This window comes from Paraburkholderia aspalathi (genome assembly GCF_900116445.1).
GTDB classification, from domain to species: Bacteria; Pseudomonadota; Gammaproteobacteria; order Burkholderiales; family Burkholderiaceae; genus Paraburkholderia; species Paraburkholderia aspalathi.
The window spans coordinates 231,094-257,927 of sequence record NZ_FPBH01000009.1; the positions used below are offsets into that span (position 1 = coordinate 231,094).

Genomic DNA, 26,834 nt, shown 5'->3' on the forward strand with positions numbered 1-26,834 from the left:
CCCCTCTATCAGGAGCCCGACATGAGCACTCCGCAAAGCACCACGCAAGCAACACCAGCATCGGTACCATCCGGCGGTCTGCGTGCCGGCACGCTAGGTTTTCCCGAGGTCATCGGCCAATCCATCGCGAACCTTTCACCAACTTTCACGCCATCGATCAACGTGACCGCGATCGCGGCGCTGGCCGGTGCGGGGACGTGGTTGATTTATGGTCTTTCGACGCTCGGGCTGCTGCTGGTGAGCATGAGCATCATCGCGCTCTCGAGCCGGATCGCCTCGGCCGGTTCGTTCTTTATCTATATCTCACGCGCGCTTGGGCCGATGGCAGGTGGCATTGCCGGCTGGGGATTAATCGCGGCTTACGTGGGCACCGCAATGGGGGTTGGCGCCGCAGGCGTGGTGTTCGTGCAGAACGCTTTTACGGCTTGGGGTATCAATATCCCATCGTGGGCGGTCTACACGATCTTTGTCGGGCTCGCCTGGTTCTTCTCGGCACGTGACGTGAAGCTTTCCTCGCGCCTGTCGCTTGCCATCGAAGCCGCTTCGGTGGTGATCGTGGGCGGCGTGCTGATCTATGTGCTCGCACTGCATCCGGACCATATCATCGACCATACGCAACTGGGGCTGCAGGGCGTGAGCGGTAAGGGCATGGCACAGGGCATGGTGCTCGGCATTTTCTCGTACGTGGGTTTCGAGAGTGCGGCCTCGCTCGGCCAGGAAACCAGGAATCCGCTGCGCGTCATTCCGCGCGCGGTGGTCTGGTGCGTGATCTTGTCGGGCCTGTTTTTCATGTTTGTGGCCTATTCGATGACGATCGCCTACCACGACGACGCAGCCAAACTCGGTGGCGATTCGGCCGTGCTCAGCACCTTGCTCACGAGCGTCGGCGCCTCGCCGCTCGGTCCGGTGTTTTATCTGATTGCTTCGGTCAGCGCTTTCTCGTGCGTGCTTGCGTGCATCAACTCGTCCAGCCGCCTGCTGTATTCGATGGGCCGCTATCAATTCGTGCACCGCTCGATGGGCATGGTGCACCGCACGCACCAGACGCCGTACATTGCCGTTGCGTTTTCCTCCATCGTGACCTTTGTGGTGTGTATCGCGATGCTCGGCACGGGTCCGCTCAACACCTTCGGCTATACCAGTACGTTTGCGACGTTTGGCTTCCTGGTCGTGTATTTCCTGGTCGCCATCGCGGCACCGGTTTATCTGAAGAAGCAGGGCGAGCTCAAGACGAGCAACGTCGTGTGGGGTGTGCTCGGCGCACTGGCGATGGTCGGCGCGGTGATCGGCAGCGTGTATCCGGTGCCCGATTATCCGTATAACATCCTGCCGTATCTGTTCGTTGCGTATATGCTGGTTGGCGCGGTCTGGTTGTTGATGCTCAAGAAGCGCTCGCCGCAGGTGCTCGAGAAGATCGAGCACGATCTGGAAACAAGCGACGTGATGACCCACGGCAAAAAGTAAATGAATGAACCCTTCTCCCAGGATAGCTTGCCCGCACCGAACACCAGCCAGGTGCCAGACGATCCAGAGGGAAGGCCCACTAGCGGTCGCGGAATGGACGGCCAGGAAATCGATCTGCAATTGACGCCGGAGCGCGGCGAGTGCGCCGCGCTCGAGATCGGTTGCGTTTCTTTCCCTGCCCGCGCCCGCGGGCAGGATCACATCAACGAAGACTACGTCGGCGTGATGCTCGGCGATCTGGCGGAGCGCGCCGCGCGTGGCAGCGTGATCGCTCTTGCCGATGGCGTGAGCGGCAGCAAGGGCGGCCGGGTCGCGGCCGAACTCTCGGTGCGGACCTTTATCGATGCCTATTACGGGCTCGCCGACACCTTGCAACCCGGCGTCGCCGCTGCGCGCGCGCTCGAGGCAATACACGGTTGGCTGCATCAGATCGGTCGCGTCGACCCTGCGCTGAAGCAAATGTCCGCGTCCTTTGCGGCGCTGATCGTGCGCCGCGCTACCGCGTATCTGGTCGCGGCCGGCGATGTGCGGCTCTATCTGCTGCGCGATGGTCAACTGACCCAGCTCGGTGACGACGACGTGGTGCCGGTCGCCTTCGGTTCTTACGTGGCGCATGCGGTCGGCATGCTTCCAACGCTGGTGACCCGCATCGAAACGCTTGAGCTGCACGAGGGCGACCGCCTGCTGATGTGCTCCGACGGACTCTATCGCCGCGTGCCGATGCGCGAGCTGCAGACGGTGCTGGCGGCGCGCGGCAGTGCGCTCGAAACGGCACGCCGGCTCAATGCGCTAGCGCTGACGCGCGGCTCGCAGGACGACGTGACGAGCGCGGTGCTCGATGTGGGCGGCCTGCCTTTGCTCGATGTCGGTTACCTTGAGCGGGTGGTCGGCACCTTGCCGATTCCGGCGGTGCCCGACGCAGGCGAGGTGGTCGACGGATATCTGCTCAAGAGCGTGTTGAGCGATGGCTTCTATTCGCGGATTTTCGCCGGCTACGATCTGGCCGATCCGAACACGCCGCTGGCGCTCAAGTTTCCCAAGCCGCGTGTCGAGCAGGACGAGAACGTGCGGCAGTCGATCGTGCGCGAGCGCTGGCTGGCCGGCAAGATCAGCGACGACGGCGTGCTCGCGCCGATGCCGATCGATGCCGATAGGCAAACCCGGCTCTATGTGGTAATGCCGCTCGGCTCGGGCGTCACGCTCGAAAAACTGCTGGCGGCGCCTCAGCCCATGGCGCTGCCCCGTGCGCTCAAGATCGCGCGACAGTTGGGCCATTCGATCGACGTGCTGAATCGCCGGAATATCTTCCATCGCGATATCAAACCCGAGAACGTGCTGGTGATGTGGGGCGATAGCACACGCCTGCTTGATCTCGGCTTCGGTTATATGCCGGGCATGCAGTTGCCGGGTCCCGACGTCGCACCGGGCTCACCCGCTTATATGGCGCCTGAGTTGATGAAGGGCGCGCTGGGCGATGCGCGCTCCGAGGTGTTCGCGTTTGGCGTGACCCTCTACCGCCTGTTCAGCGGCGGCAAGCTGCCCTACGGCTTCAATGGCCGTGTGCCGCTCTATCAGTACCGGCCGGACGCGCCGCTATGGCTCGACCTGGTGCTGGAGAAAGCGCTGCAACCCGATCCGGTGCGTAGGTATCAGGACGTGCTCGAAGTCTGCGCCGATCTCGAACGTTTTTCGAGCGGTCGGGACGCGATGGCGCCGATCCGGCGCAAGCCTTTGCTCGAGAGCGATCCGGTGCTGTTCTGGCAGGTGGTCGTGGTGCTGTTGCTGGCGTTGTTGCTGTGGTCGTTGATGCGGCATTGAGCGGGGCCGGCGACGCGGCCTCCGTAACAGATCACTTGATAAGGTATCCTGCCCGTAGAAAAATTGTCGACCGGCTGAGCTATTGTCGAATATTTGTCCCTGTAAACTAAGTCGCAATTCCGCCTTCTAAATCTGATACTTTCTGCTTTCGACCTAGCCGGCTTCATGACAAAGGATCTGCACAGATGAGCTTCATCCACTTTATTGGCGGCGAGAAGGGCGGCGTCGGCAAATCGCTGGTCGCCCGCGTTTTGGCCCAGTACTTTATCGACGAGAATATTCAGTTGGTCGGCTTCGACACCGATAAATCACATGGCGCCTTGTTGCGCTTCTATGCCGATTTTGCCGCTCCAGCAGTACTCGATCAGCACGACAGCCTGGATCCCATTATCGAACAGGCACTCGAAGATCCGCAGCGGCGTGTTCTGGTCGATCTTGCCGCGCAAACGCAGCAGTCCCTCGGACAATGGCTGGACGACGCGGACGTCATCGGTCTTGCCGAAGAGCACGGTCTAACGCTGACCTGGTGGCACGTCATGGACGCAGGCCGCGATTCGGTCGATCTGCTGCGGCAGTGGCTCGACCAGTTTGGTGGACGGATCAAGCTGGTGATCGTATTGAACGAACTTCGCGGTGACCGCTTCGAGATTCTGGAGGCATCCGGTGAACTCGCGCGTGCCGAAGCGCTCGGCGCGAGCGTGATCACGCTGCGCCGTCTGCCCGACGCGACGATGCAGAAGATCGATCGGCAAAGCGCAAGCTTCTGGGCAGCCATCAATCATCCCGACCGCGCCGCCGCCGGCCTGGGCATGCTCGAGCGGCAACGCGTCAAGGTGTGGCTGCATCGCGCTTATGGTGAATTGGCCAAGCTCGCCTTATAGCTGCGTATCGGCCGGCCTCACGCCGCGGTCAGGATGTCCGGTAACTGATCCACCCGCGGCTCGACCAGCTCGGAGCTGATGAAAGCCCAAAGCTGTTCGGCCGCTTTGCCACGCTCCTTCACCGGGCGGTACAGGCGTATCTCCAGCTCAGTCGCCCAAGTGTCCGAGCCTGCGCGAACCAGATTACCTTCGCTTAACTCTTTGGTGATACAGCTCTCCGGCAGCCAGCCGATTCCGTGGCCGGCTACCACCATGCCTTTTAACGCTTCCGACATGTGGGTCTCAAAGCAGCGGAACAGCGAGTACGGTTGCGTCGCGTTCATCAACAGCATTTCGACAACGTTGCCAAGGAATGCACCGGATGAATAGGCGAGCAGGGGCAGCGGCCTGCTGCTCTTGCCAGGGAGTTCGAAGAGAGGCTTGCCGTCGCTGCCTGCTGCCGAGACCGGCACGATGCGCTCGACACCCAATGTAAGGAATGGAAAGTGATTCGGATCGAGAGCGATCGGCAATTGCGGGTGGTGATAGCCGATTAGCAGGTCGCAGTCGCCTGCCACGAGGTGTTGCACACCCTCGGGCACGTTGACGGCCTGAACCCGGGCCATGATGTGGCCGAACTCGCTGGTCAGGCGCTTGAGCCAGTCGGGAAAAAGCGTAAAGACAAGGGTATGGGCAACCGCGAAATGAACCACATGGTCGTTTTCGGCGAACTGTTCATACCCGCCTACCAGGTTGCGCGCCGCATGCATGCTGCGCAGGATGTCCGCCGCAAGACTGCGAAACATCCGGCCGGCGGGCGTGAGGGTGATCGGGTTGACGCTGCGATCGACGAGCTTCGTGCCCATCCACGTTTCGAGCGCCACGATCCGTCTACTGAAAGCTGACTGGGTGAGATTCCGGCTGCGCGCCGACCGGGAGAAACTCTTCGTATCCGAAAGGCTAAGAAAGTCTTCCAACCACTTTGCTTCCATATTGATCACTTGTGTTGGGTCAATCGACAACCGCGCCTGTGCGACGCGGCAACGCTAGCCTACCGTTCCTCATTGCAAGAATACCGATGTTTTTTTTCGATAGGTGTTAGTCGAAATATGCATGAGCGTTGCCGCCATAAATTGGGCTACATACCTTTTGTCTGCCTGCCCTCGGTGACCTGATACAAACTGCCCTTGGTCCGGCGCGAAAAACGAACGATCGTTCTGAAATGTCAGTTGTTGATTTGTAGCCTAATCGATGCGCCATCGCGCATACATCCTTCCGTATATGTTCCCGGGATTGCGAAGTCAAGTGCCCGCGTTAAAAGGATCGAACTGATTATGTCCACATTGCACAACCAGAATTCCCCGGCATCCCCTGGCGACGTAGATAAGAAAAGCTGGCTGGAGTCGCACGAAGCGGGATATCACAAAACGTTGGGTAATCGTCAGGTTCAGATGATTGCCATTGGCGGCGCGATCGGCACGGGCCTCTTTCTCGGCGCGGGCGCGCGTCTGCAAATAGCGGGTCCTTCGCTTGCCGTCGTCTATCTGGTCTGTGGCGTCTTCTCGTTTCTGATCCTGCGCGCGCTGGGTGAGTTGGTGATGCATCGGCCGAGCAGCGGCAGCTTCGTGTCGTACGCCCGGGAGTTTCTCGGTGAAAAAGCCTCGTATGTCGCCGGCTGGATGTACTTCCTGAACTGGGCGATGACCGGCATCGTTGACATCACTGCCGTCGCGCTGTACATGCATTACTGGGCGGCGTTCTCGTCCGTGCCGCAATGGATCTTCGCACTGATTGCGTTGTGCATCGTCGCGGCGATGAACCTGATCGGCGTGAAATGGTTTGCCGAAATGGAGTTCTGGTTCGCGCTCATCAAGGTTGCCGCGATCTCGCTGTTCCTCGTAATCGGCTCGATCATTCTGGGTACCGGGACGCATGTCGGCGGGCACACCACGGGCGTGCATCTGATCAGCGAGAACGGTGGACTGTTTCCGCATGGGTTGCTGCCTGCGCTGGTGCTCGTGCAAGGCGTGGTGTTCGCGTTCGCCGGTGTCGAGCTGGTCGGCACGGCGGCGGGCGAATGCAAGGACGCGCGCAAGGTGCTGCCGCGCGCCATCAACAGCGTGATCTGGCGTATCGCCGTGTTCTATGTGGGCGCTGTTGTATTGCTGGTTTGTCTGTTGCCTTGGAGTGCCTACAAGGCGGGGCAGAGCCCGTTCGTCACGTTTTTCGCCGCGCTCGGCGTGCCGGGTGTCGGCTCGGTCATGAATGTCGTCGTGCTCTCGGCGGCGCTGTCGAGCCTGAACTCGGGGCTGTATTCGACCGGGCGGGTGTTGCGTGCACTGTCGATGGGCGGGTCCGCGCCGCATTTTCTGTCCCGCATGAGCTCGCAGTCGGTGCCGTACGCCGGCATTCTGGTCACGGTCGCGATTTACATCGTGGGTGTCGTGCTGAACTATTTCGTGCCGTCGAGTGTATTTGAAATCGTGCTTAACGTGGCGTCGCTTGGTATTCTCAGCACCTGGGGGTTCATCGTGGTTTGCCAGATGAAGTTCCGTCAGGCGGTGGCGCGTGGTGAGGCTGAGCCGGTGACGTTCAGAATGCCCGGCGCGCCGGTGACGTCCTGGCTGACGCTGGCGTTTCTGGTGGGGGTGCTGGTATTGATGGCATTCGACTATCCGAACGGCACGTGGACCGTTGCTGCGATTCCGGTCGTGGCCCTGATCCTGGTTGCCGGCTGGTACGGGGTGCGCCGCCGCGCGCATGCGATGATGAAGCCGACGATCCCGTCGGTCACCCTGACTCAGAGCGTGCTCGAGGACAACGCGGGCTAATGCTGGCTGGTGCGGGCTGATGCGGCGCGCAGCTCCTCCCTATTGCATCGACAACAACAGTAACGACAGCAACAACCGCAATAACGACGGAGAACCGAAGTGAAGCCATTCGATGAGATGCTGACGTCCGCTGACGGGGTCCGCGCGCCTTATGAACTGCTCAAGCAATGGCTCGATACGCAGCATCCTGCGAATCTCGCGCAGAAGGCCGATGACGCGGAAAGCGTGTTCCGCAAGACGGGCATTACGTTTGCCGTGTACGGCGAAGAAGAGGCGGCCGAGCGTCTGATTCCGTTCGACATCATCCCGCGCATCATTTCCAGTCAGGAATGGACACGTCTTTCACAAGGCATCGAACAGCGCGTGATCGCCCTCAACGCCTTTCTCGACGATATCTATCATCGTCAGGAGATCGTGCGCGCCGGGCGTATCCCGAAGGAACTGATTGCCCAGAACGAGGCCTTTCTGCCGGAGATGATCGGCTTCCGGCCGCCGGGCAACGTCTACACGCACATCATCGGCGTGGACATCGTGCGCACGGCCGAAAACCAGTTCTACGTGCTGGAAGACAATGCGCGTACACCCTCCGGTGTCTCCTACATGCTGGAGAACCGCGAGACGATGATGCAGCTTTTCCCCGAGCTGTTTCAGCAGGTCAAGGTGCGGCCGGTCGAAGCCTATCCCCAGCTGCTGCGCGAGTCGCTTGCCGCTGTATGTCCGCCCGGCGGCAATCAGGACAATCCGACCATCGCGGTGCTGACGCCCGGCATCCACAACTCCGCGTACTACGAGCATGCGTTCCTCGCCGACCAGATGGGGGTTCATCTGGTCGAGGGCAGCGATCTGCAGGTCGTGGACGGCCGCGTGGCCATGCGCACAACTGAAGGATTCCGCGCCATCGACGTTCTGTATCGCCGGCTCGATGACGCCTATCTCGATCCGCTGACTTTCCGGCCCGATTCCGTGCTTGGCGTCGCCGGCATCATGGACGTCTACCGCGCGGGCAACATCACGATCGCCAACGCACCGGGCACCGGCATCGCCGACGACAAGGCGATCTATTCCTATATGCCGGAAATCGTCGAGTTCTACACGGGCCGCAAATCGATCCTCGAGAACGTGCCGACCTGGCGCTGTTCCGAGCCGGGCAGCCTGAAATACGTGCTGGAGCATCTCGAGGAACTGGTGGTGAAGGAAGTCCACGGGTCGGGTGGTTACGGCATGCTCGTCGGGCCCGCGGCGTCGAAGAAGGAACGGGAAGATTTCGCAGCCAAGCTCAAAACCCGTCCGAACAACTACATCGCGCAACCAACGCTCGCGTTGTCGACCACACCGATCCTGACCGAAAAGGGTCTCGCGCCGCGCCACGTGGATCTGCGGCCCTTTGTGCTGGTGTCGGACCGCATTCGCATCACGCCGGGCGGTCTGACGCGCGTCGCCTTGAAAGAAGGCTCGCTGGTGGTCAATTCGAGCCAGGGCGGCGGCACCAAGGACACTTGGGTATTGGCTGACTGAGGGCCGACTGACGGCCGGTGGCGAGCCTCGCAGAACGCCAGCCTGATACAGAGCTGGCACACGGAAAAGAACAGACACTGGAATTGGACAGCACATGCTTCTCGGACGCACAGCAAGCGGACTCTACTGGATGCACCGCTATATCGAACGCGCGGAAAACATCGCACGGATAGTCGACGCCGGGCTGCGCATGGCGCTGACCCGAACGTCCGATGCTCAAGCAACCTGGTCGTCCGTGGTGGTGACCTCCGGCACGGAAGAGGGTTTCCGGGAGAAACACGACGCCTATACCGCCGCCACCGTTTCCGACTATCTGCTGCGCGACGGCCACAATCCGTCGAGCGTCCTGTCGTGCATCGAAGCGGCGCGCTCGAATGCCCGCATGGTGCGCACGGCGCTCACCCGCGAAGCGTGGGAGAGCGTGAACGAAGCGTGGATGGTGGTCAGGCGTGTGCTGGCAACGCCGGTGGCGGCGAGCGAGCTGCCGGTCGTCCTCGATCAGATCAAGCGCCAGACCGCGCTGATTCGCGGCACTTTCCACGGCACGATGCTCAGAAACGAGATTTTCGATTTCGCCCGCATCGGCACGTTTATCGAACGCGCTGACAACACCGCGCGCATTCTCGACGTCAAATACCACCTGTTGCTGCCCGCGGTGTCCTATGTGGGCACGACGCTCGACAACTACCAGTGGGAATCGATCCTGCGCTCGGTCGACGCGCATCGATCCTACCGCTGGGTCTACGACGTCCAATACAAGCCGACCAATATCGCCGACTATCTGATCCTCAACGGCCGCATGCCGCGCTCGCTGAACTTCTGCTACCTGAACATCGTCGAGAACCTCGCGTATCTGGCGCACGACTATGGCTTCACCCACGCCTGCCATAAGACCGCCGACATTACGCTCGCCACGCTCCGGGACAATACGGTCAAGCAGATCTTTGCGCAGGGCCTGCACGAGTTTCTCGAGGGCTTCATCGGGCAGAACAACCGGCTTGGTTTTGAAATCGCCGAAACCTACAACTTCGATTGAGACCGGCCATGCGCATCGCTATTCGTCACACATCGCACTATCAGTACGAGCAGCCGGTCCCTTACGCGTTGCAACGCCTGAGGTTGCGTCCGCAGTCGTGCCCCGGGCAGACGGTGATCGATTGGCAGGTCACGGTCGACGGTGTCGAGCCGAACGTCTCTTACGTGGATGGTCTGGGTAACCGTGTCGATTTCGTGCGGCACGAGCGCAACAAGCGCGAGATCGTCATCGTGGCGCAGGGAACGATCGACACGGAAGACCGGGCCGGCATCTTCGGCGTGGTCGATGGTATTGCCCCGCCTTGGGTCTTCGAGCGGGAGACGCCGCTGACGCGGGCCGGCGAACGAATCAAGGCGCTTGCCGCTGACCTGCACACCGAAGACGCACCGCTGCAGTCGCTGCATGCGTTGATGAATACGATCCACGACCGGATCGCTTATCAGCCCGGCATGACCGACGTGAGCACGGATGCAGAGACGGCCTTGCTCAACCGCCACGGTGTTTGTCAGGACCACGCGCACGTTTTTATCGCCGTGGCGCGAGCGCTCCACATCCCGGCCCGCTACGTCTCGGGCTATCTGCTGATGGACGGTGTCGCGATGCAGGCGGCGAGCCACGCATGGGCGGAGGCGTATCTCGACGGACTCGGTTGGGTCGGCTTCGATGCGGCCAACAATACGTGTCCGGACGAGCGCTATGTGCGCATCGCCACCGGCCTCGACTATCGCGACGCGATGCCCGTATCCGGTATTCGCACCGGGCAGGGTGCTGAGACGCTGACTGTCGAACTCAGCGTTTTGCCGGTCCCGGGTCAAAGCCAGAGTCAAAGTCAAGGCTGACGGACCGATTCAACGCCTTATCAGCGGTCGCGCTGATAAGGGATGCGTAGATGTTCTTAACCACGCTTGCAGGGAGGCAGTATGTCAAATGTCGGTAGCGCAGTGAGCGACATCAATGGCTCGTCGGAAAACGTCGCACACGCTTCCAGCGTGGACGCGGAGCCGGTGTCCGGCAAGGTGCGCGCGCGTCTTAAGCGCGCGAAACAGAAGGCGGCCGATGCGCAGGTCATCGTCATCGAGACGGGGCGCAAGTCTGCCCGGGCTGCCAACGACTATGCGCATGACCGTCCGTGGACGACGGCCGGTGTGGCCCTGGGTGTCGGCGTGCTGATTGGTTTGTTGATCGGTCGAAAATAGTCCGCCGGGTTACCGGCACATCCATCCGTCCGGTCGCCCTGATGATTGACAGGGCGACCGGATTTTCTTAAGCCCGCGTCGCCGCGAGTGCAGCGTTCAGCGTCTTGCTCGGACGCATTACATCAGCCAGCATTTCGGCGTCAGGCCGGTAATAGCCGCCGATGTCCGCCGGTTTGCCTTGCACGGCTGACAATTCTTCCACGATGGCCTGCTCGTTGTCAGTCAGTTGCTTGGCCAGCGGGGCGAACTGCGCGGCAAGCGCTGCGTTTTCGGTTTGCGCTGCCAATTCCTGAGCCCAGTACAGGGCGAGATAAAACTGGCTGCCGCGGTTGTCCAACTGACCAGTCTTGGGCGACGGATTTTTGTTGTTGTCCAGCAGCTTGCCCGTGGCGGCATCCAGCGTTTTAGCCAGAATTCTTGCCTTGTCGTTGTCGGTCTTGATGCCCAGCTCTTCCAATGACACGGCGAGTGCCAGGAATTCACCCAGCGAATCCCAGCGCAGATGGTTTTCTTCCACGAGCTGCTTGACGTGCTTCGGTGCCGAGCCGCCGGCACCGGTTTCGTACATACCGCCGCCTGCCATCAGGGGAACGATGGATAGCATTTTGGCGCTGGTGCCAAGCTCCATGATAGGGAACAGGTCGGTGAGGTAGTCGCGCAGGATGTTGCCCGTGACCGAGATGGTATCGAGGCCGCGGATGACGCGCTCCAGCGTGTAGCGCATGGCGCGCACCTGCGACATGATCTGAATGTCCAGGCCTGCAGTGTCGTGGTCCTTCAGGTAGGCCTCGACCTTCTTGATCACCTCGGCTTCGTGCGGGCGGTACGGGTCCAGCCAGAAGATGGCCGGCATGCCGGAGTTGCGGGCGCGCGTGACGGCCAGCTTGACCCAGTCGCGGATCGGCGCGTCCTTGACCTGGCACATGCGCCAGATGTCGCCTTCTTCAACGTTCTGCGTAAGCAGTACTTCGCCGGTGGCGAGGTCGACGATGCGCGCTTCGCCCGCTTCCGGAACTTCAAAGGTCTTGTCGTGCGAGCCGTATTCCTCGGCTTGCTGAGCCATCAACCCGACATTGGGGACCGTGCCCATCGTGACGGGGTCGAAGTTGCCGTTGGTTTTGCAGAAGTTGATGATCTCCTGGTAGATGCGGGCGAACGTGCTCTCCGGGATCACGGCCTTGGTGTCCTTGGGACGGCCGTCGGCGCCCCACATCTTGCCGCCGATGCGGATCATGGCCGGCATCGAGGCGTCCACGATCACGTCGTTAGGCGCATGCAGGTTGGAGATACCCTTGGCCGAGTCCACCATCGCCAGTTCGGGACGATGCTCGTGGCAGGCGTGCATATCGCGGATGATTTCTTCGCGCTTCGAGCTGGGCAGGCTTTCCAGCTTGTCGTACAAATTGACGAGGCCGTTGTTGACGTTCACACCCAGTTCGTCGAACAGCTTGCCGTGCTTCTCGAAGGCTTCCTTGTAGAAAATCTTCACCGCGTGGCCGAAGACGATGGGGTGCGAAACCTTCATCATCGTGGCCTTGACGTGCAGCGACAGCATGACGCCAGTCTTGCGGGCGTCTTCCATCTGCTCTTCGTAGAAGTCGCACAGCGCCTTCTTGCTCATGAACATGCTGTCGATGATCTCGCCGTCCAGCAGCGACACTTTAGGCTTGAGCACAATGGCTTTACCGCTTTGTGTCAGCAATTCCATCTTCACGTCGCGGGCGTGGTCTACCGTCAAGGACTTTTCGCCATGGTAGAAGTCGCCGTGCTTCATGTGAGCCACGTGGGTGCGCGAAGCCATGCTCCACTCGCCCATGCTGTGCGGGTTCTTGCGGGCATAGTTTTTTACGGCGGCGGGTGCGCGGCGGTCCGAATTGCCCTCGCGCAGTACGGGATTGACGGCGCTGCCGAGGCACCTGGAATAGCGTTGGCGGATGGCTTTCTCAACGTCGGTTTTCGGCTCCTCAGGGAAATCCGGCACCGCGTAGCCCTTGGCCTGCAGCTCCTTGATCGCGCCGACCAGCTGATGGACTGAGGCGCTGATGTTGGGCAGCTTGATGATATTGGTGTCGGGCAGGAGGGTGAGGCGGCCGAGTTCGGACAGGCTGTCGGGCACCCGTTGCGCCTCGGTCAGAAACTCGGGGAATTCGCCCAGGATGCGGCCCGCCAGGGAGATGTCGCTGGTGGTGACGTCGATACCGGCCGCCGCGGTGAATGTACGGACGACGGGCAGGAAGGCGCTGGTGGCTAGCAGCGGGGCCTCATCGGTCAGGGTGTAGATGATTGTCGGTTGCTGGGTGCTCATCGCTTGCCTCAAGATCGGGAAACCTGTTTTGGATGTCACCGGCCGCGTCACAAACCGGCATTCGTGTTCGAATTCTGCCTGATTTCGGTTTCGCCATCATGTAATTTCCGACAAACGCGGCTGACCTATGCATGGACTGGCGCGCGTCATGAAAAATTAGCATGACGGTCGCGCTGGATTTTTGTTTCCTCCATATAGGTGCAAGGGTGTCTTCAACCCCAATCCCGCGCGAGGAACATGTCTATGGCCGCTGAAATCTCGTTTAGAACCGAACATGATCTGCTTGGCGATCGTGACGTTCCCGCTCACGTCTACTATGGGGTTCACACGCTACGCGCGCTGGAAAATTTCCCGATTACCGGTTCGCCGATCTCGGTATACCCGGAGTTGATCAAGGCGCTGGCTTGCATCAAACAGGCCGCCGCACAGGCGAATCATGAGTTGGGCTTGCTCGACGCGACGCGTTGCGACGCCATCGTCGGTGCCTGCGCGGAATTGCTGGAAGGCAAGCTGCATGATCAGTTTGTGGTCGACGTCATTCAGGGCGGCGCCGGGACGTCGACCAACATGAATGCGAACGAGGTGATCGCCAACCGCGCGCTCGAATTGTTGGGGAAGAAGAAAGGCGAATACCAGTATCTGCACCCGAATGAGCAGGTCAATATTGGCCAGAGCACCAACGATGTTTACCCCTCGGCCCTGAAAGTCGCGACATGGTTCGGCATTCTGGGTCTCATCGAGGCGATGGGCGTTTTGCGGCGCGCTTTCGAAGCAAAGTCGGTGGAGTTCAAGGACGTGCTGAAGATGGGACGTACGCAATTGCAGGACGCGGTGCCGATGACGCTCGGCCAGGAGTTCAGCACCTACGCCGTGATGCTCGGAGAGGACGAGGAGCGGCTTCGGGAGGCGGCGCTGCTGATCTGTGAAATCAACATGGGCGCGACGGCGATCGGAACGGGCATTACCGCGCATCCCGATTACGCACCGCTGATCCTGAAGCATCTCAAGGAAATCACGGGTATTCCGCTTGTCACGGCACCCAACCTCATAGAAGCGACGCAGGACTGTGGCGCTTTCGTTCAGTTGTCCGGCGTGCTCAAGCGCGTGGCAGTCAAGCTTTCAAAGACCTGCAACGACTTGCGCCTGCTCTCCAGCGGTCCCCGTGCGGGTCTTGGAGAAATCAACCTTCCGCCCATGCAGGCTGGCTCGAGCATCATGCCGGGGAAGGTCAACCCGGTCATTCCCGAAGTCGTCAACCAGATAGCGTTCGAGGTCATCGGCAACGACGTCACCGTGAGTTTCGCGGCCGAGGCCGGTCAGCTTCAGTTGAACGCATTCGAGCCGATCATCGCGCACAGCCTGTTCAAAAGTGTGACCCACCTGCGCAACGGCTGCCTGACGCTCGCCGAACGCTGCGTCAAAGGCATTACCGCCAACGAGGCGCACTTGCGCGCGTCGGTCGAGAACTCGATCGGCATCGTGACCGCGCTCAATCCGTACATCGGTTACGCCAACGCGACATCCGTCGCGATGGAGGCGCATGCCACGGGCGGACGCGTCTACGACATCGTGCTCGAGAGGGGGCTGTTGTCCGAGCAACAACTCGACGAGATCCTCAAGCCAGAGGTCCTCACGCAGCCCATGCCGCTTTATATGCCGCCGAAGCAGTAAAAGCGATCTGGACGTATGAAGCGCCCGGTGCCGAGCCGGGAGACGACGCGTTGCCCAGGTACCAATTGATTGATGCTCAACCCACGATCTAGCGCAGTTGCCGGAGACAGGAATTCATGAAGACGAACAAGCTTACTACGTGGATCATGGTCGCCATGGTTCTGGGGGTTGTTGTGGGTTATATCTGCAACATCAACGCACCCAATGCGAAAGCCGCCAAGGAGATCGCCGGTTATTTCTCGATCGCCACGGATGTGTTCCTGCGTCTGATAAAAATGGTCATCGCGCCGCTCGTGTTCGCGACCCTGGTGGGGGGTATCGCCAGCATGGGGGACTCGTCCGCCGTCGGGCGCATGGGCGTCAAGGCAATGGGGTGGTTCATCTCCGCCTCGGTGGTATCGCTGTTGCTCGGCATGTTGTTCGTGAACGTCCTGCAGCCGGGCTACGCGCTAAACCTGCCGCTGCCGGACATCGCTGCCACGACCAATCTGCAGACCTCCACGCTGAACGTGAAGGACTTCGTCACGCACGTTTTCCCGAGGAGCGTGTTCGAGGCGATGTCCCAGAACGAGGTGCTGCAGATTCTGGTCTTCTCGCTGTTCTTCGGTTTCGCCATCGCGTCGTTCAAGGGCCGCGCCGGCCAGCATCTGCTTGCGCCGATCGAGGACCTGGGCAAGACGATGCTGCGCGTGACCGACTTCGTGATGCGCTTTGCTCCACTCGGCGTATTCGGGGCCGTGGCCGCCGCGATCACCGTTCAGGGCATCGGCGTGCTCGCGACCTACGGCAGGTTCATCGGCGAGTTTTACGTGGCCCTGCTGGTGCTGTGGGCGGCATTGATCGGGGCGGGTTATCTGTTCCTTGGCGCGCGTGTATTTACGCTGCTCAAGCTGGTCAAGCAGCCAACCATCCTGGCTTTCTCGACCGCCAGCAGCGAGGCCGCCTATCCCGCGGTCATGGAGCAGTTGAAGCGGTTCGGGGTGCCCGACAAGATCACCGGCTTCGTGTTGCCGCTCGGCTACTCGTTCAACCTCGACGGCTCGATGATGTATTCGGCCTTCGCGTCGCTGTTCATCGCCCAGGCCTATAACATCCAGCTCAGCCTGACGCAGCAGATCACCATGCTGCTGGTGCTGATGATCACGAGCAAGGGCATCGCCGGTGTGCCGCGGGCGTCGATCGTCGTGGTGGCTGCCGTTCTGCCGATGTTCAAGCTGCCCGAGGCCGGCGTTCTGCTGATTCTCGGCATCGACCAGTTTCTCGACATGGGCCGCACGGCGACCAACGTGATCGGCAACAGCATCGCCACCGCGGTGGTGGCCAAGTCGGAAGGCTTGCTAGGCGTCACGCGCGATGCCGACGAGGACGACATGCTCGAGCCGCCTGAGCAGAACGCTCTGGCGAACTAGGGCGGAGTGGGGTTCGCTGGAGGGCTTGGACGCGCTGGGCCGTTGCCGGTACTCTATGGACGTTGCTCCTGCTCGAGGCCGGCCTCCCATGCGCGCCAACGATGCTTTGCCTACGCAAGCCGGCATGCCCGTGTTCCAGACGACGGGCGATGCCTGCTCATTCGGTAACGACGCGCTCGCGTTGCGCTGGATCGTCCGGGACGAACGTCTCGCTGATTTCTCGCTGATGGATTTCGCGGGGGAGCGCACGCTGCCCATCGTCGCGCCATTTGCGCTATCGCTCGGTGACGGAAGTAGGGTTGGCGTGGCCGAGTTGAGGATCCTTGCGCCGCTGAACGAAACCGCGCTCGCACCTAACCCCCACGCGTCCCGTCTGGCCGAACGAATCGCAGGTCGACGTGTGAGCGCCACTCTCGTCGACGCTCAGGGTCGTCTGAAGGTGGAGTGGAGCGTCGAGCAGCGCGAAGGCTCACGATACCTGCGTGAACAGCTAGCGATTACGGCACTTCTTCGGGACGAAAATATCGCCGTCGTTTCATTACTAGAGACGCGTGCTGCTGACGCACAGGCCAGCAGCGAATTGAAGGGCACGCCTGTCATTGCGGGCAACTTCTATCTTGGCTTCGAGCTGCCGCTGGCGGAAAGTCTGGTGGACGGCGACAGCGTCAGCTTTACTCTGCAACGCGCATTGCCGCTGGAAGAGAACAGGACGCTGGTCTACTCCGCCGTGGCCGGCGTCGTGCGCGACGGCCAGTTAAGGCGCGACTTCGCCACTTATCTGGAACGGGAACGGGCTCACCCGTACCGCCCGTTTCTGCACTACAACAGTTGGGGCGACATCGGCTACCTCACGCCGTACACGCAGGAGCAAGCGCTGGAGCGCATCGAAGCAATCGGCCGCGAGCTGCATGAAGCGCGCGGCGTTCAGATCGATTCGTTTCTGTTCGACGATGGCTGGGACGACCTTAGCGGCAGCTGGCATTTCAGCAAGGATTTTCCGCATGGCTTCGTTCCGCTGCGCGACGCCGCAGCACGATACGGCGCCGCGCCCGGCGTATGGCTGTCCCCGTGGGGTGGCTACTGTGCGCCGCAACAGGAACGCGTGATGCGCGGCCGAGCTGCTGGCTATGAGGTCATCGATAACGGACTTGCGCTATCGGGGCCGAATTATTATCGACGCTTTCACGAAGTCGTGATGGCCTTGCTTGATGAGGACGGCGTCAACCAGTTCAAGTTCGACGGTACAGGCAACGCCGACAGGGTGTTTCCAGGCAGCCTCTTCGATAGCGACTGGGACGCGGCGATCCGGCTTATCGAAGACATCCGCGCGGCAAAACCCGAGACCTTCATCAATCTCACTACAGGGACGCATCCGTCGCCGTTCTGGCTGCGTTACGCAGACTCCATCTGGCGTGGTGGCAGAGATGACGATCTGGCGGGAACCGGCACCAACCGTGAGCGCTGGATCACCTACCGCGACGCGCAGACGTATCACAACGTCGTGGTGCGCAGTCCGCTCTTTCCGCTCAATTCGCTGATGCTGCACGGCATTCTCTACGCCCAGTGCAATCCGCGCCTCAATACGGCGGCAGGCGATGATTTTGCCAACGAAGTGCGTTCCTACTTCGGGAGCGGCACGCAATTGCAGGAGCTATACATTACGCCGGCGCTGCTCACCGAGTCTGACTGGAATGTGCTCGCGGACGCCGCCAGATGGGCGCGCGAAAACGGCGATGTACTGCGCGACAGCCACTGGATCGGCGGGGCACCTGACCAGCAAGCGATTTACGGCTGGGCAGCGTGGGCGCCGCATAAGGCGATCGTGACGCTGCGCAATCCGGACAGCGGCGCGCAACGCTTCACGCTGGATCTGCGGCGACAACTGGAGTTGCCGGCTGCGGCGGCGGGGCGCTTCAATGCGCGTAGCGTTTGGCGTGAAGGGGCTTCCGATATTCCAGCATTACTAGATGCCGATGTGCTGCAGGAAGTCCAGCTCGCGCCGTTCGAAGTGCTCACGCTGGAATTGTTGCCGATCGCTGAAGCGGAGTAGTGATGTGGATGTGGTCGCATTTTTTTGCCGCTTGCCCGGCATCGACACCACGGTGCTCCCGCTAAGTCAACGCATCTGCCAGTTTCACCGGGTTCGCCTGGGTCTGGTGCAGGTCGAAGATAAGCACTTCGTTGTCACCTCGCACGAGCCACGGCGCGGGGCAATACAGGCGCCGCTGCGGACCGATGTTCCAGTAGCGTCCGAGATTGTGCCCGTTGACCCAGACGACGCCCTTGGTCCAGTTGCTCATATCGAGCCAGGTGTCGCCGACTTCATCCAGCCCCAAGCTTGCCTTGAAAAACAGCCCGGGCTTCAGTGGGTTCGCGCAGTTTCCCCTCAGGTTGGCGATAAACGTTTCATCCATTGGCAGTAGGAAGACTTCCCAACCCTTGAGCGTGGCGAACGACCCATCGGCGATTTTCATCCTGACCGGATCGAGCAGTCCTTTGCGGTCGACGAGCGCGGGGCCGAAGTTGACCCGCCCCATGCCCTCCACGAGGATCTCCAACGATACCGGGCCACCTGAGTTCGACTCGCGCTCCGGCAACGTCGAAGATAACGCGAGCGACGCGCGATGCATCATGTGGAGCGGCTGCGCGTACTCCGATGGTATTTGCGCCCTCGAGACGCCGCCTGCGTAGCGTTCGCCTACGAAAACCGTTGCATAGTCATGAACACTGCTGATATCCAGCGCACCGCCTGCATACTCTTGCAACTGCTTGCGGTACAACACGAAGCCAAACGCCTGACCGTAACTTTCAAAGGACTGTGGATCGATGCTCTGTTCGCGCGGCAGTGCCGTGGGCAGGTTGTCCCAGATCGACGCGTAGAGCGTTGGCATCAAGGCAGCGATGCCTGTGCATTCGAGTGTGGCGATGGCGTCAGGTATATCAGGCAACTGCGCAGGCAGGTAGCTGCCGATGATATCGCGGTACCTCATGTACTTCGGCGTCGCCGCTCCCTGCTCGTTGATCGGCGCCGAATAGTCGTAGCTGGTGATGTCGGGCTGATAGTTGCCTGATTCGTCCACGTTCGCGCCGGCATAGAAACCAAAGCTCGTCCCGCCGTGAATGACATACAGATTGAACGACTGTTTCGACTGCATGAACGCGGTCAGGGTGTTCGAGAGGTCATAGTTCAATCCCGCGAAACCCGGTTCACCCCAATGAGTGAGCCACCCTGGGTACACCTCACCGGCCATCGCGGGCACCGCGGGGAATTCCCGGCGGACGGTTGCGATTTGTGCCGCATCGCCATTGCTCAACGCAATCGCACCACCGCTTACCGTGGTGCGATTGCGTTCGAGTTGCTGGAGGCCGTCTTCGGTGTAGAAAGGCCCGGTTACGCCTCCTTTGAGCCAAAGCTGCCTGAGCTCCTCGAGGTAAGCCGGATTGCTCGCATACGAACCGAATTCATTTTCGATCTGGATCATCAGGATCGGACCGCCGTGATCGATCAGTAACGGCTTAATACGCGGGACCAGTTCCTCGATGTAGCGAGCCACCGCCGCCATATAACGGGCATCGGTGGCCGAGTCGGTCCTTAACTGGACGTCCGGATCGCTCAACAGGTAAGAAGGGAGGCCTCCCAGATCCCATTCGGCGCAGACGTAAGGCCCTGGGCGCAGCAGTACCCACATTCCATCGGACTGGCACAGCCGTATGAAGGCCTCGATATCGCGGTTGCCGCTGTGGAAATCGAATACGCCCGGACGCGTCTCGTGGTAATTCCACATGATGTACAAGGCGATGCAATTCATCCCCATCGCCTTGGCCATCCTGATTCGATGCTGCCAATATTCGCGCGGGATGCGGGCCGGGTGCATCTCGCCGCTGCGAATCTGGAACGGCTCGCCGTCGAGCAGGAAGTGTTCGCCGTCAAGGCTGAAAGAGAAGGTGTGGCCGCATTCGAGGTTCACGGTGCACTCACACTTTGGCGCTTGAGGCGCGGTTGAACTAGGCGAAAGGTGAAAACCAGGCAACGGCCACCCTTTATCCGCACGGTTGTATACGTGGTATGCGCGTTGAACGCCTTGCTGATGGATTTCTCGCGCCCTAACCTGAATCTGACATTCAGCGGCCCGTCGAACAGTTTCCTGGGCCGGCCATCTCATGCAATCCATACATCGACGAACTCCCGATTTCGGAAGACGAAGATCTTATTGGAGAAGACATGCACGACAACCTCCTCCCAGTCATCATCACACGGAAATGGCAACTTGCCGAGAGTTACCATGCCGTTGAACTTCAAACCAGGTCTCGATCGGAGCTTCCATCGTTTGACGATGGCGCTTGCATCACCCTTGTTCGCGACGACGTCATCTGCAAGGAGAGAATATATCCGCTGTGCTGTTTTATGTCCCGGCCGAGCGCATATGTAATCGCTGTGCGACAGGATGATGACGATACGGACGCAGAAGGAGCTGACATCTCGTTGAGTCAAGGAGACGAGGCGTTCATCGTGACGCCACGGAGTCCTTCAGTTATTTTAGGCGGCAGCACACGGTCTATTCTTTTTGCTGGAGGCGTTGGCGCCGCATCGATCGCGGGAATCGCGAATCGGCTTGCATCGGCAGGTCAAAAATTCGAGCTGCACAACTTCGCTCGATCACCTGAACGCGCAGTCTTCCGGAAAGAACTTGATGCGCTTAAAAGTGAAGGTATGGTCCATCACCATTTTGGCTTGAATGCTGACCGATTGGAGCAGACCACTTCGCACGCGATGAGCCCGGCACATGCGAACACGCAGATCTACTGCAGTGGCCCCCCAGCATTTATGGACCTCATCGAACGCCAGGCTCGCGACTGGGTGTATCCGGCTAATATCCACAAGATTGTTTTGGGTGACAGAAAAGAGTCATAGCGCGTCTTTTCCCGATGTGGTTCCGGTTCAAGTTCAGTTGAGCGGAACGGTAAGCCTGTCGATTACGGCATGGGTCTGGGGTCGTACGCCGCGCCACCAGGCGAATGCTTCCGCGGCTTGCTCCACGAGCATGCCGACACCGTCCGCGACGCTCGCCACGCCCGCATTGCGTGCGAGTCTCAGGAAAGGCGTCAGTCGTTTGCCGTAGGCGAGTTCATAAGCCACACTGGTGGGGCTGAAAACGCTCGGCGGGACCGGCGGCAACTCGCCGGTGAGGCTGGCCGATGTCGCATTGACCACCAGGTCGAACTGCCCCATCCCCTCCAGATCACCGTACCCGCAGGTGGCCAGCGGACCGCTGCTCGCGACTTGTTCGACCAGGGCCTTTACCTTGGCGATGTCCCTGTTTGCGATGACCAGTTCAGCAGGGCGCGCGGCAATGAACGGTAGCAAAGCGCCACGCGCCGCGCCCCCCGCGCCAAGGACCAGCACGCGCTTGCCGGCCATCGGCAGACTCAGGTTGACTTCGATGTCGCGCAGCAGGCCGACACCGTCGAAGTTCTCGGCAACGATCCGGCCATCCTTGAAGCTCAACGCGTTGGCCGCACCGGCGAGCGTGGCGCGCTCGCTGCGCTCATCGGCGATCGCGAACGCCTTCAGCTTGAACGGCGCGGTCACGTTCATGCCTTTGCCACCGGCCGCTACGAACGCATGGACGGTCCCGGCGAAGGCGTCCTGCGGCTCGACTGGACCCTCGATGGCCGTATAGGACATGTCCTGCCGTATCTCTTGCGCAAAGAGGCCATGGATCAACGGAGATTTCGTATGGCCGATTGGATTGCCGATCACGGCGTATTGGTCAGTCATCACGGCCTCAGCTTTGAATACAGCACACCATCGGTTTGCATTGCGTCGATTTCGGCGACGCTGAAGCCGAGCGACTGCGCGACTTCCGCGTTGTGTTGACCGAGATCGGGCGCGACCTTGCGAATCGTCGTGTCGCAATCGGAGAATCGGAACGGCAGGTTCGGCAGACGCAACTTCCCGTAGCGCGGGTGCTCCTGCTCGACGACCATGCCTCGCGCGACGATCTGCGGATCGGTGAGTACTTCGTCGATGCGTTGCACCTTCGCACAAGGCACGTCAATGCCATCGAGCAGGTCCAGCACCTGTGCGACCGGCTGGTTGGCCACCCAGGGTTTCACGATGGACAGAATCTCCAGCCGGTTCGTATTGCGTCCCGCGAGGGTGTGAAAACGCGTGTCGGTGCCGAAGCCAGCGGGGCCGCCATGCGCTTTGATCAGCGCTGCGAAGCGCTTCCATGCATCGTCTACTTGCGCGGCGATCACAAGGTCGCCATCAGCGGCACGGAACACGCCGTAGAGCGTCGACGTCGGCATGTCGTGGCCGGTTTGCTCGGGGACGATGCCTTGCATCGTGTAGCACTGCACCGCGTACTCGTGCATCGACACCAGCGTGTCGTACAACGCCATATCGATGTGCTGGCCCCGGCCGCTCTTCACGCGGCCGAGCAGCGCTGCGTTGATTGCCGCCACCGCGTGAATGCCGGTGTACATGTCGCCGAGCGAGATGCGCATCAGCGGCGGTGGCTCGCCGGGATTGCCGATCATCTGCATGATCCCGCTCCTGGCTTCGGCAATCAGGCCGAAGCCGGCGCGGTGCGCGTCCGGGCCCGTATGGCCATATGCCGAGATCGAGCAGTAGACCAGTTTCGGATTGCGGGCGGACAGCTCGTCATAGCCCAGCCCGAGCTTGTTCAGTGCGCCGGGCCGGTAGTTCTCGACAAACACATCCGCCGAGTCGCACAGGCGCTGCATGAATTCCTTGCCGCGCGAGTCCTTCATGTCGACGCTAACGCCGCGTTTGCCCATGTTGAGCTGCAGGAAGTAGCCGCTCTGTTCATCATCGAGCACGGTGGCGTGCTGACGTCCAGCATCGCCGCTGACCGGACGTTCGACCTTGATGACTTCGGCGCCGAGCGCCGCGAGGCAGCGCCCGACGTACGGGCCGGCGAGGAAGTGGCTGTAGTCGACGACGCGAATACCTTCGAGAGGACGGGCTTGCATCAGAACGCTCCCGGCCGGCGCGGCACCATCAGACGATGTTCGCCGTGCTGGACAACCTGGCCGTCCTGATTGATCAGATCGGAAGGCAGCACGACGATGCCCCAGTCTGGACGACTTTTGCTCGCACGCATCGCGCCCACGCGGAATTTCACGTGCAGCACGTCGTTGACCTTGATCGGCAGATTGAAATCCCACGTCCAGCCGAGCGACATACCCGGCAGGAAACGGTAGGTGCTTTGGGTCTTGAGGCCATCGGCGATAGACAAGCCAAACAGACCGTGTGCGACGATCGATCCGAAGTGACTCGCGTTCGCGTATGCCTCGTCTACGTGGACCGGTGTGTGATCGCCAGTGAGATCGGCGTAGGCCAGAATGCGTTCTTTGGTCACCGTGTAAGTCGGGCTCACGCATTCGTCGCCTTCGCGGGCATCGTCCCAGTATTTATCGACGATCGTCATGTCACGCCTCCGCGCGCGGGTTGATATTCAGTGCACGCGCCACGCACGAGGCGGGCTTAGCCTGGATCAGTTCGACGGCGAGTCCGTCCGGCAGGCGCAACCAGTTGCGTCCCTGCGGCATTTCGCTGACATCGTATCGATGCGCGGCGGCGAGCGCCGCCTCCATGTCTTCGCACATCACGCCGAGATGGCCGAGCCTGCCTTCAGGCGCGTCATGGTTTGGGTTATGGATGAATTGCAGACCGCCAAGCGTCCAGTACTGCCGGGGTTTCTCGACCGTGCCGTCGATCTCGCGCATCGTCATGCCGAGCACGTCCTCGAAAAAACGGATGTGCCAGTGAATATCTTTCACCCAGATGGCGACGTGCTCCAGATAGGCCTTGCTGCCGTTCATGCGGTTGTCTCCCTATGTTGTCGGTCGGTCATGGCGCGCTCGACGCCCTTGATGCAGGCCACCAGCGTCGTGTTGACCGGGGTCGGCACGCCGTGCCGTTGTCCCCAGCGCACGACCGCGCCATTGATAAAGTCGATTTCGGTGATGGAGCCCTTTTCGAGGCTTTGCAACATCGAGGTCTTGAAGACCGGGGAGAGTCCTTCTCCGGCAAGCGTCCACGGGCGTTCGGGATCAGTGGTGGAGAGCTTCACACCGGCGGCGCGAGCGACCGCCATCGCTTCGGCGACCGCTGCGAGCGCGGTCGTCTTCAGAAGCGCTTCGTCGTAGAGTTGGCCGTACGTCAGGCCGGTGATACCGGTCAGCGCGCCAGTCGCGACATTGACCAGCAGCTTGTCCCACATCGTGCCGACGATGTTGTCGCTGACCGTGGTAGCCAGTCCGGCGGCGTTGAAGATTTCTGCGATTGCCGTTGCACGCGACGTAATCCGGCCGTCGAGTTCGCCGATGTAGGTGGCTTTGCCGGCGACGCCTGACTCGATGTGGCCCGGGTTGCGCATCACGCCGCCAACGTACGTCTTGCCAGCCAGCACGCGTTCGCGCTCCACGATGTCGGCGAGCACGTCTTCGTGCCCCAGGCCGTTCTGCAACGACAGGACCAGCGTTTCGGGTCCGATCAGCTCCAGTGCGCCGCGCATCGCGGCATCGGTATGAAATGATTTGACCAGCACGACAACCAGGTCGACGACGCCGGCCTCGGCCGCCTGTGTCGCCGCGCGGACCTTCACGCGACGGCAACCCTCCGCATCGTCCACCTGCAGACCATCACGCCTCATCGCCTCCACATGCACTGCCGAACGGTTCAGCAACCAGACCTCATTGCCGCCTTCGGTCAGCGCCGCGCCAATGGCGCAGCCCAGCGCCCCCGCACCCAGAATCGCAATCTTCACTGCCGTCTCCTTAATCTGGAGACCAAGATACGAGCCGATGTTCATATCGGCAATGCAATGAATACAATGGCGTCATTGCGGAGGGCAATAATCTTATGAACTCGACCGAACTTCCTGATCTGAAACTGCTGCAGCTTTTCGACCTCCTGTACGACGCCCGCAGCGTCACGCGTGTGGCCGAGCAGCTCGGACAAAGTCAGCCGACGATTAGCATCTGGCTCGGGCGCTTGCGGGAGCATCTACAGGACCCGTTGTTCATACGTACATCGGGCGGTATGGCGCCGACGCCGCAAGCCGATGCGCTGATCGGTCCGTGCCGGGAGATTCTCGAATCGCTGCGGCGCTTCGCTGCCTGGGAGATCGTGTTCGATCCAGCCACCGCGAAGCGGCGGTTCCGTATCTGTATGACCGACGCCAGCCACATAACGCTGCTTCCGCGGATGCTGGCGCACGTGCGCGCGCAGGCGCCGGGCCTACGCCTCGAAGCGACGAGGATTGACGGCAATACGGAACGGGCGCTGGAATCCGGTGAGGCCGACCTTGCGATCGGCCATGTGCCTTGGCTTGGCGGCGGGATTTACCAGCAGCAGCTTTATCTGCAGGACTGGGTCTGTCTGGCGAATCGCCGTCACCCGAGGTTAGGCGCCAAACTTGGCCTGAAGCACTATCGCGCGGAGGGACATGTCGCCATCACTGCGGGGACGGGAGCGCAACTGCTCGACCAGGCGCTGGTGCGTGAGCATATCGATCGCGACGTGGTGCTGGAGTTACCGGGTTTTCTCGGGCTCGGGGCGATCATCAAGAGTACCGACCTGATCGCCACGCTGCCGCGGCACATCGGTGAGACGCTGGCAAAGGTCAATGATCTGGCGGTCCATCCGTGCCCGGTTCCTGTGGAAGGTTTTGCCGTTCGGCAGCACTGGCACGCCAAATATCACCACGAAGCGGGCAACCGTTGGCTGCGTGGCCTGATGGTGCAATTGTTCGGAACCTCGGGCTGATCGGGCCGACCACTCTAGCTCAAAAAAATTGCGCCATAAAAAAACTAACTAGATCGTACAAATGCGTATAAACCCCGAAAGACATCAGATCGTGTTTGAACGACACTTCGTGCGGGTTTAGAGATCCAGGCGTCACTCATTGCTCATCCCTCTTCGTATTTGCACCGGCATGCTGAGCCGGGTAGTTCTGCACGCCTTGGCTTACCGGGGCGATTGCTGGTGTAAGGGATTGAGAGTTTGCGTAAGAAACCAAGAAAAGATTTTTAAAGAGGAGCAGAAATGAAAAAGGTAATAGCAACCTCGGCCCTTGGGTTGGTCGCCCTCGGCGCACACGCTCAGAGCAGCGTGACGCTGTACGGGATCGTCGATACGGGGATCGGTTATCAGAGCAGCCAGACGTCGCTCGGTTCGACGAGTGGCGGGCGCTCGGTGATCAAGATGCTGAACGGCATCTGGGCGGGCAGCCGCTTCGGCCTGAAGGGCTCCGAAGATCTGGGCGGTGGCACGAAGGCGATTTTCCAGTTGGAAGAAGGCTTTAACAGCGCAACCGGCGCACAGGCAGTCACTGGTCTGGCGTTCAACCGGCAGGCGTATGTCGGTGTGGCGAACCCCACCTACGGTACGTTCACGGCCGGCCGTCAATACACGTCGTACTACACGCTGCTGTCGCCGTATAGCCCGACCACGTGGCTGACGGGCGCATACGGCGCGCACCCGGGCGATATCGATTCGCTGGATACGGTGTATCGCGTGAATAACTCGCTGGTGTACACGTCGCCGAGCATGCATGGCCTGACGGTGAGCGGTTCGTATGCGCTGGGTGGCGTGGCAGGCCGCACCAATGCCGGTTCGACGTATAGCGCGGCAATCCAGTACCTGAATGGTCCGTTCGGGATCGCGGCAGGCTACCAGCGCATCAATAACGCGGCG

General features: G+C 60.8%; 22 protein-coding genes. 14 read left to right on the top strand and 8 right to left on the bottom strand.

The window, feature by feature from the left end; genetic code table 11:
* The first annotated feature begins 21 nt into the window (after positions 1–21).
* The 3 genes from BM438_RS16715 (at position 22) to BM438_RS16725 (ending at position 4,163) form a co-directional block, all read left to right on the top strand.
* Positions 22–1,464 carry an APC family permease gene (locus tag BM438_RS16715; RefSeq protein WP_093635335.1) on the top strand — a complete coding sequence of 481 codons (1,443 nt, stop codon included), beginning with the start codon at positions 22–24 and terminating at the stop codon, positions 1,462–1,464.
* Positions 1,465–3,282 (top strand): bifunctional protein-serine/threonine kinase/phosphatase, encoded by a 1,818-nt coding sequence (locus tag BM438_RS16720; protein WP_093635336.1) that lies wholly within the window; start codon positions 1,465–1,467, stop codon positions 3,280–3,282. It begins immediately after the preceding gene.
* Between the two features lie 185 nt (positions 3,283–3,467).
* The gene (locus tag BM438_RS16725) at positions 3,468–4,163 is read left to right on the top strand and encodes a P-loop NTPase family protein (protein ID WP_093635337.1); all 696 of its coding nucleotides are present in this window, start codon (positions 3,468–3,470) and stop codon (positions 4,161–4,163) included.
* A 17-nt stretch (positions 4,164–4,180) separates the two neighbouring features.
* On the opposite strand, the gene BM438_RS16730 is transcribed toward BM438_RS16725, so the two are convergent.
* A complete protein-coding gene (locus BM438_RS16730) occupies positions 4,181–5,134 on the bottom strand; it encodes a LysR substrate-binding domain-containing protein (protein WP_093635338.1) in 954 nt (317 codons plus the stop codon).
* Between the two features lie 342 nt (positions 5,135–5,476).
* On the opposite strand from BM438_RS16730, the gene ansP reads away from it, so the two are divergent.
* The 5 genes from ansP (at position 5,477) to BM438_RS46840 (ending at position 10,720) form a co-directional block, all read left to right on the top strand.
* On the top strand, positions 5,477–6,973 hold the full coding sequence (ansP, locus tag BM438_RS16735) for an L-asparagine permease (RefSeq protein ID WP_093635339.1): 1,497 nt from the start codon (positions 5,477–5,479) through the stop codon (positions 6,971–6,973).
* Positions 6,974–7,072: 99 nt separating this feature from the next.
* Complete coding sequence (locus BM438_RS16740) at positions 7,073–8,488, top strand: circularly permuted type 2 ATP-grasp protein (protein ID WP_093635340.1); 1,416 nt, start codon at positions 7,073–7,075, stop codon at positions 8,486–8,488.
* Between the two features lie 94 nt (positions 8,489–8,582).
* The gene (locus tag BM438_RS16745; RefSeq protein ID WP_093635341.1) at positions 8,583–9,524 is read left to right on the top strand and encodes an alpha-E domain-containing protein; all 942 of its coding nucleotides are present in this window, start codon (positions 8,583–8,585) and stop codon (positions 9,522–9,524) included.
* Positions 9,525–9,532: 8 nt separating this feature from the next.
* Entirely contained in the window at positions 9,533–10,363 is an 831-nt protein-coding gene (locus tag BM438_RS16750; protein ID WP_093635342.1) for a transglutaminase family protein, read from the top strand.
* Between the two features lie 81 nt (positions 10,364–10,444).
* Positions 10,445–10,720 (top strand): ElaB/YgaM/YqjD family protein, encoded by a 276-nt coding sequence (locus BM438_RS46840; RefSeq protein ID WP_093635343.1) that lies wholly within the window; start codon positions 10,445–10,447, stop codon positions 10,718–10,720.
* A gap of 67 nt (positions 10,721–10,787) precedes the next feature.
* On the opposite strand, the gene BM438_RS16760 is transcribed toward BM438_RS46840, so the two are convergent.
* Positions 10,788–13,025 (bottom strand): NADP-dependent isocitrate dehydrogenase, encoded by a 2,238-nt coding sequence (locus BM438_RS16760; protein WP_093635345.1) that lies wholly within the window; start codon positions 13,023–13,025, stop codon positions 10,788–10,790.
* 243 nt (positions 13,026–13,268) lie between these two features.
* Between BM438_RS16760 and aspA the strand changes: the two genes are divergently transcribed.
* The 3 genes from aspA (at position 13,269) to BM438_RS16775 (ending at position 18,155) form a co-directional block, all read left to right on the top strand.
* The gene (aspA, locus tag BM438_RS16765; RefSeq protein WP_093635347.1) at positions 13,269–14,696 is read left to right on the top strand and encodes an aspartate ammonia-lyase; all 1,428 of its coding nucleotides are present in this window, start codon (positions 13,269–13,271) and stop codon (positions 14,694–14,696) included.
* A gap of 116 nt (positions 14,697–14,812) precedes the next feature.
* Entirely contained in the window at positions 14,813–16,105 is a 1,293-nt protein-coding gene (locus tag BM438_RS16770; RefSeq protein WP_093635349.1) for a dicarboxylate/amino acid:cation symporter, read from the top strand.
* Between the two features lie 88 nt (positions 16,106–16,193).
* Positions 16,194–18,155: an alpha-galactosidase gene (locus tag BM438_RS16775; RefSeq protein WP_093635351.1), complete on the top strand. Its 1,962-nt coding sequence runs from the start codon at positions 16,194–16,196 to the stop codon at positions 18,153–18,155.
* 61 nt (positions 18,156–18,216) lie between these two features.
* Here BM438_RS16775 and BM438_RS16780 read toward each other — a convergent pair whose 3' ends face one another.
* Complete coding sequence (locus tag BM438_RS16780; RefSeq protein ID WP_093635353.1) at positions 18,217–20,073, bottom strand: beta-galactosidase; 1,857 nt, start codon at positions 20,071–20,073, stop codon at positions 18,217–18,219.
* A 254-nt stretch (positions 20,074–20,327) separates the two neighbouring features.
* Between BM438_RS16780 and BM438_RS16785 the strand changes: the two genes are divergently transcribed.
* Positions 20,328–21,017 carry a ferredoxin reductase domain-containing protein gene (locus BM438_RS16785; RefSeq protein ID WP_093635355.1) on the top strand — a complete coding sequence of 230 codons (690 nt, stop codon included), beginning with the start codon at positions 20,328–20,330 and terminating at the stop codon, positions 21,015–21,017.
* A 33-nt stretch (positions 21,018–21,050) separates the two neighbouring features.
* On the opposite strand, the gene aroE is transcribed toward BM438_RS16785, so the two are convergent.
* From aroE to BM438_RS16810, 5 genes are read right to left on the bottom strand one after another with little or no spacing between them, the layout of a single operon-like run.
* Positions 21,051–21,884, bottom strand: coding sequence for a shikimate dehydrogenase (gene aroE, locus BM438_RS16790; RefSeq protein WP_093635357.1), 834 nt, complete (start codon positions 21,882–21,884; stop codon positions 21,051–21,053).
* A complete protein-coding gene (locus tag BM438_RS16795) occupies positions 21,884–23,104 on the bottom strand; it encodes a CaiB/BaiF CoA transferase family protein (RefSeq protein ID WP_093635359.1) in 1,221 nt (406 codons plus the stop codon). The genes aroE and BM438_RS16795 overlap by 1 nt, the downstream gene beginning before the upstream one ends.
* Positions 23,104–23,562, bottom strand: coding sequence for a MaoC family dehydratase (locus BM438_RS16800; protein WP_093635361.1), 459 nt, complete (start codon positions 23,560–23,562; stop codon positions 23,104–23,106). The genes BM438_RS16795 and BM438_RS16800 overlap by 1 nt, the downstream gene beginning before the upstream one ends.
* Before the next feature lies 1 nt (position 23,563).
* A complete protein-coding gene (locus BM438_RS16805) occupies positions 23,564–23,956 on the bottom strand; it encodes a VOC family protein (RefSeq protein WP_093635363.1) in 393 nt (130 codons plus the stop codon).
* Positions 23,953–24,903 carry a ketopantoate reductase family protein gene (locus BM438_RS16810; protein ID WP_093635391.1) on the bottom strand — a complete coding sequence of 317 codons (951 nt, stop codon included), beginning with the start codon at positions 24,901–24,903 and terminating at the stop codon, positions 23,953–23,955. Before BM438_RS16810 ends, BM438_RS16805 begins: the two co-directional genes overlap by 4 nt.
* Before the next feature lie 95 nt (positions 24,904–24,998).
* Here BM438_RS16810 and BM438_RS16815 point away from each other — a divergent pair, with 95 nt between their 5' ends.
* Together BM438_RS16815 and BM438_RS16820 are read left to right on the top strand one after the other, a co-directional pair.
* On the top strand, positions 24,999–25,904 hold the full coding sequence (locus BM438_RS16815) for a LysR family transcriptional regulator (protein WP_093635365.1): 906 nt from the start codon (positions 24,999–25,001) through the stop codon (positions 25,902–25,904).
* 279 nt (positions 25,905–26,183) lie between these two features.
* On the top strand, positions 26,184–26,834 hold a 651-nt coding region (locus tag BM438_RS16820), incomplete at its 3' end, for a porin (RefSeq protein WP_143131716.1).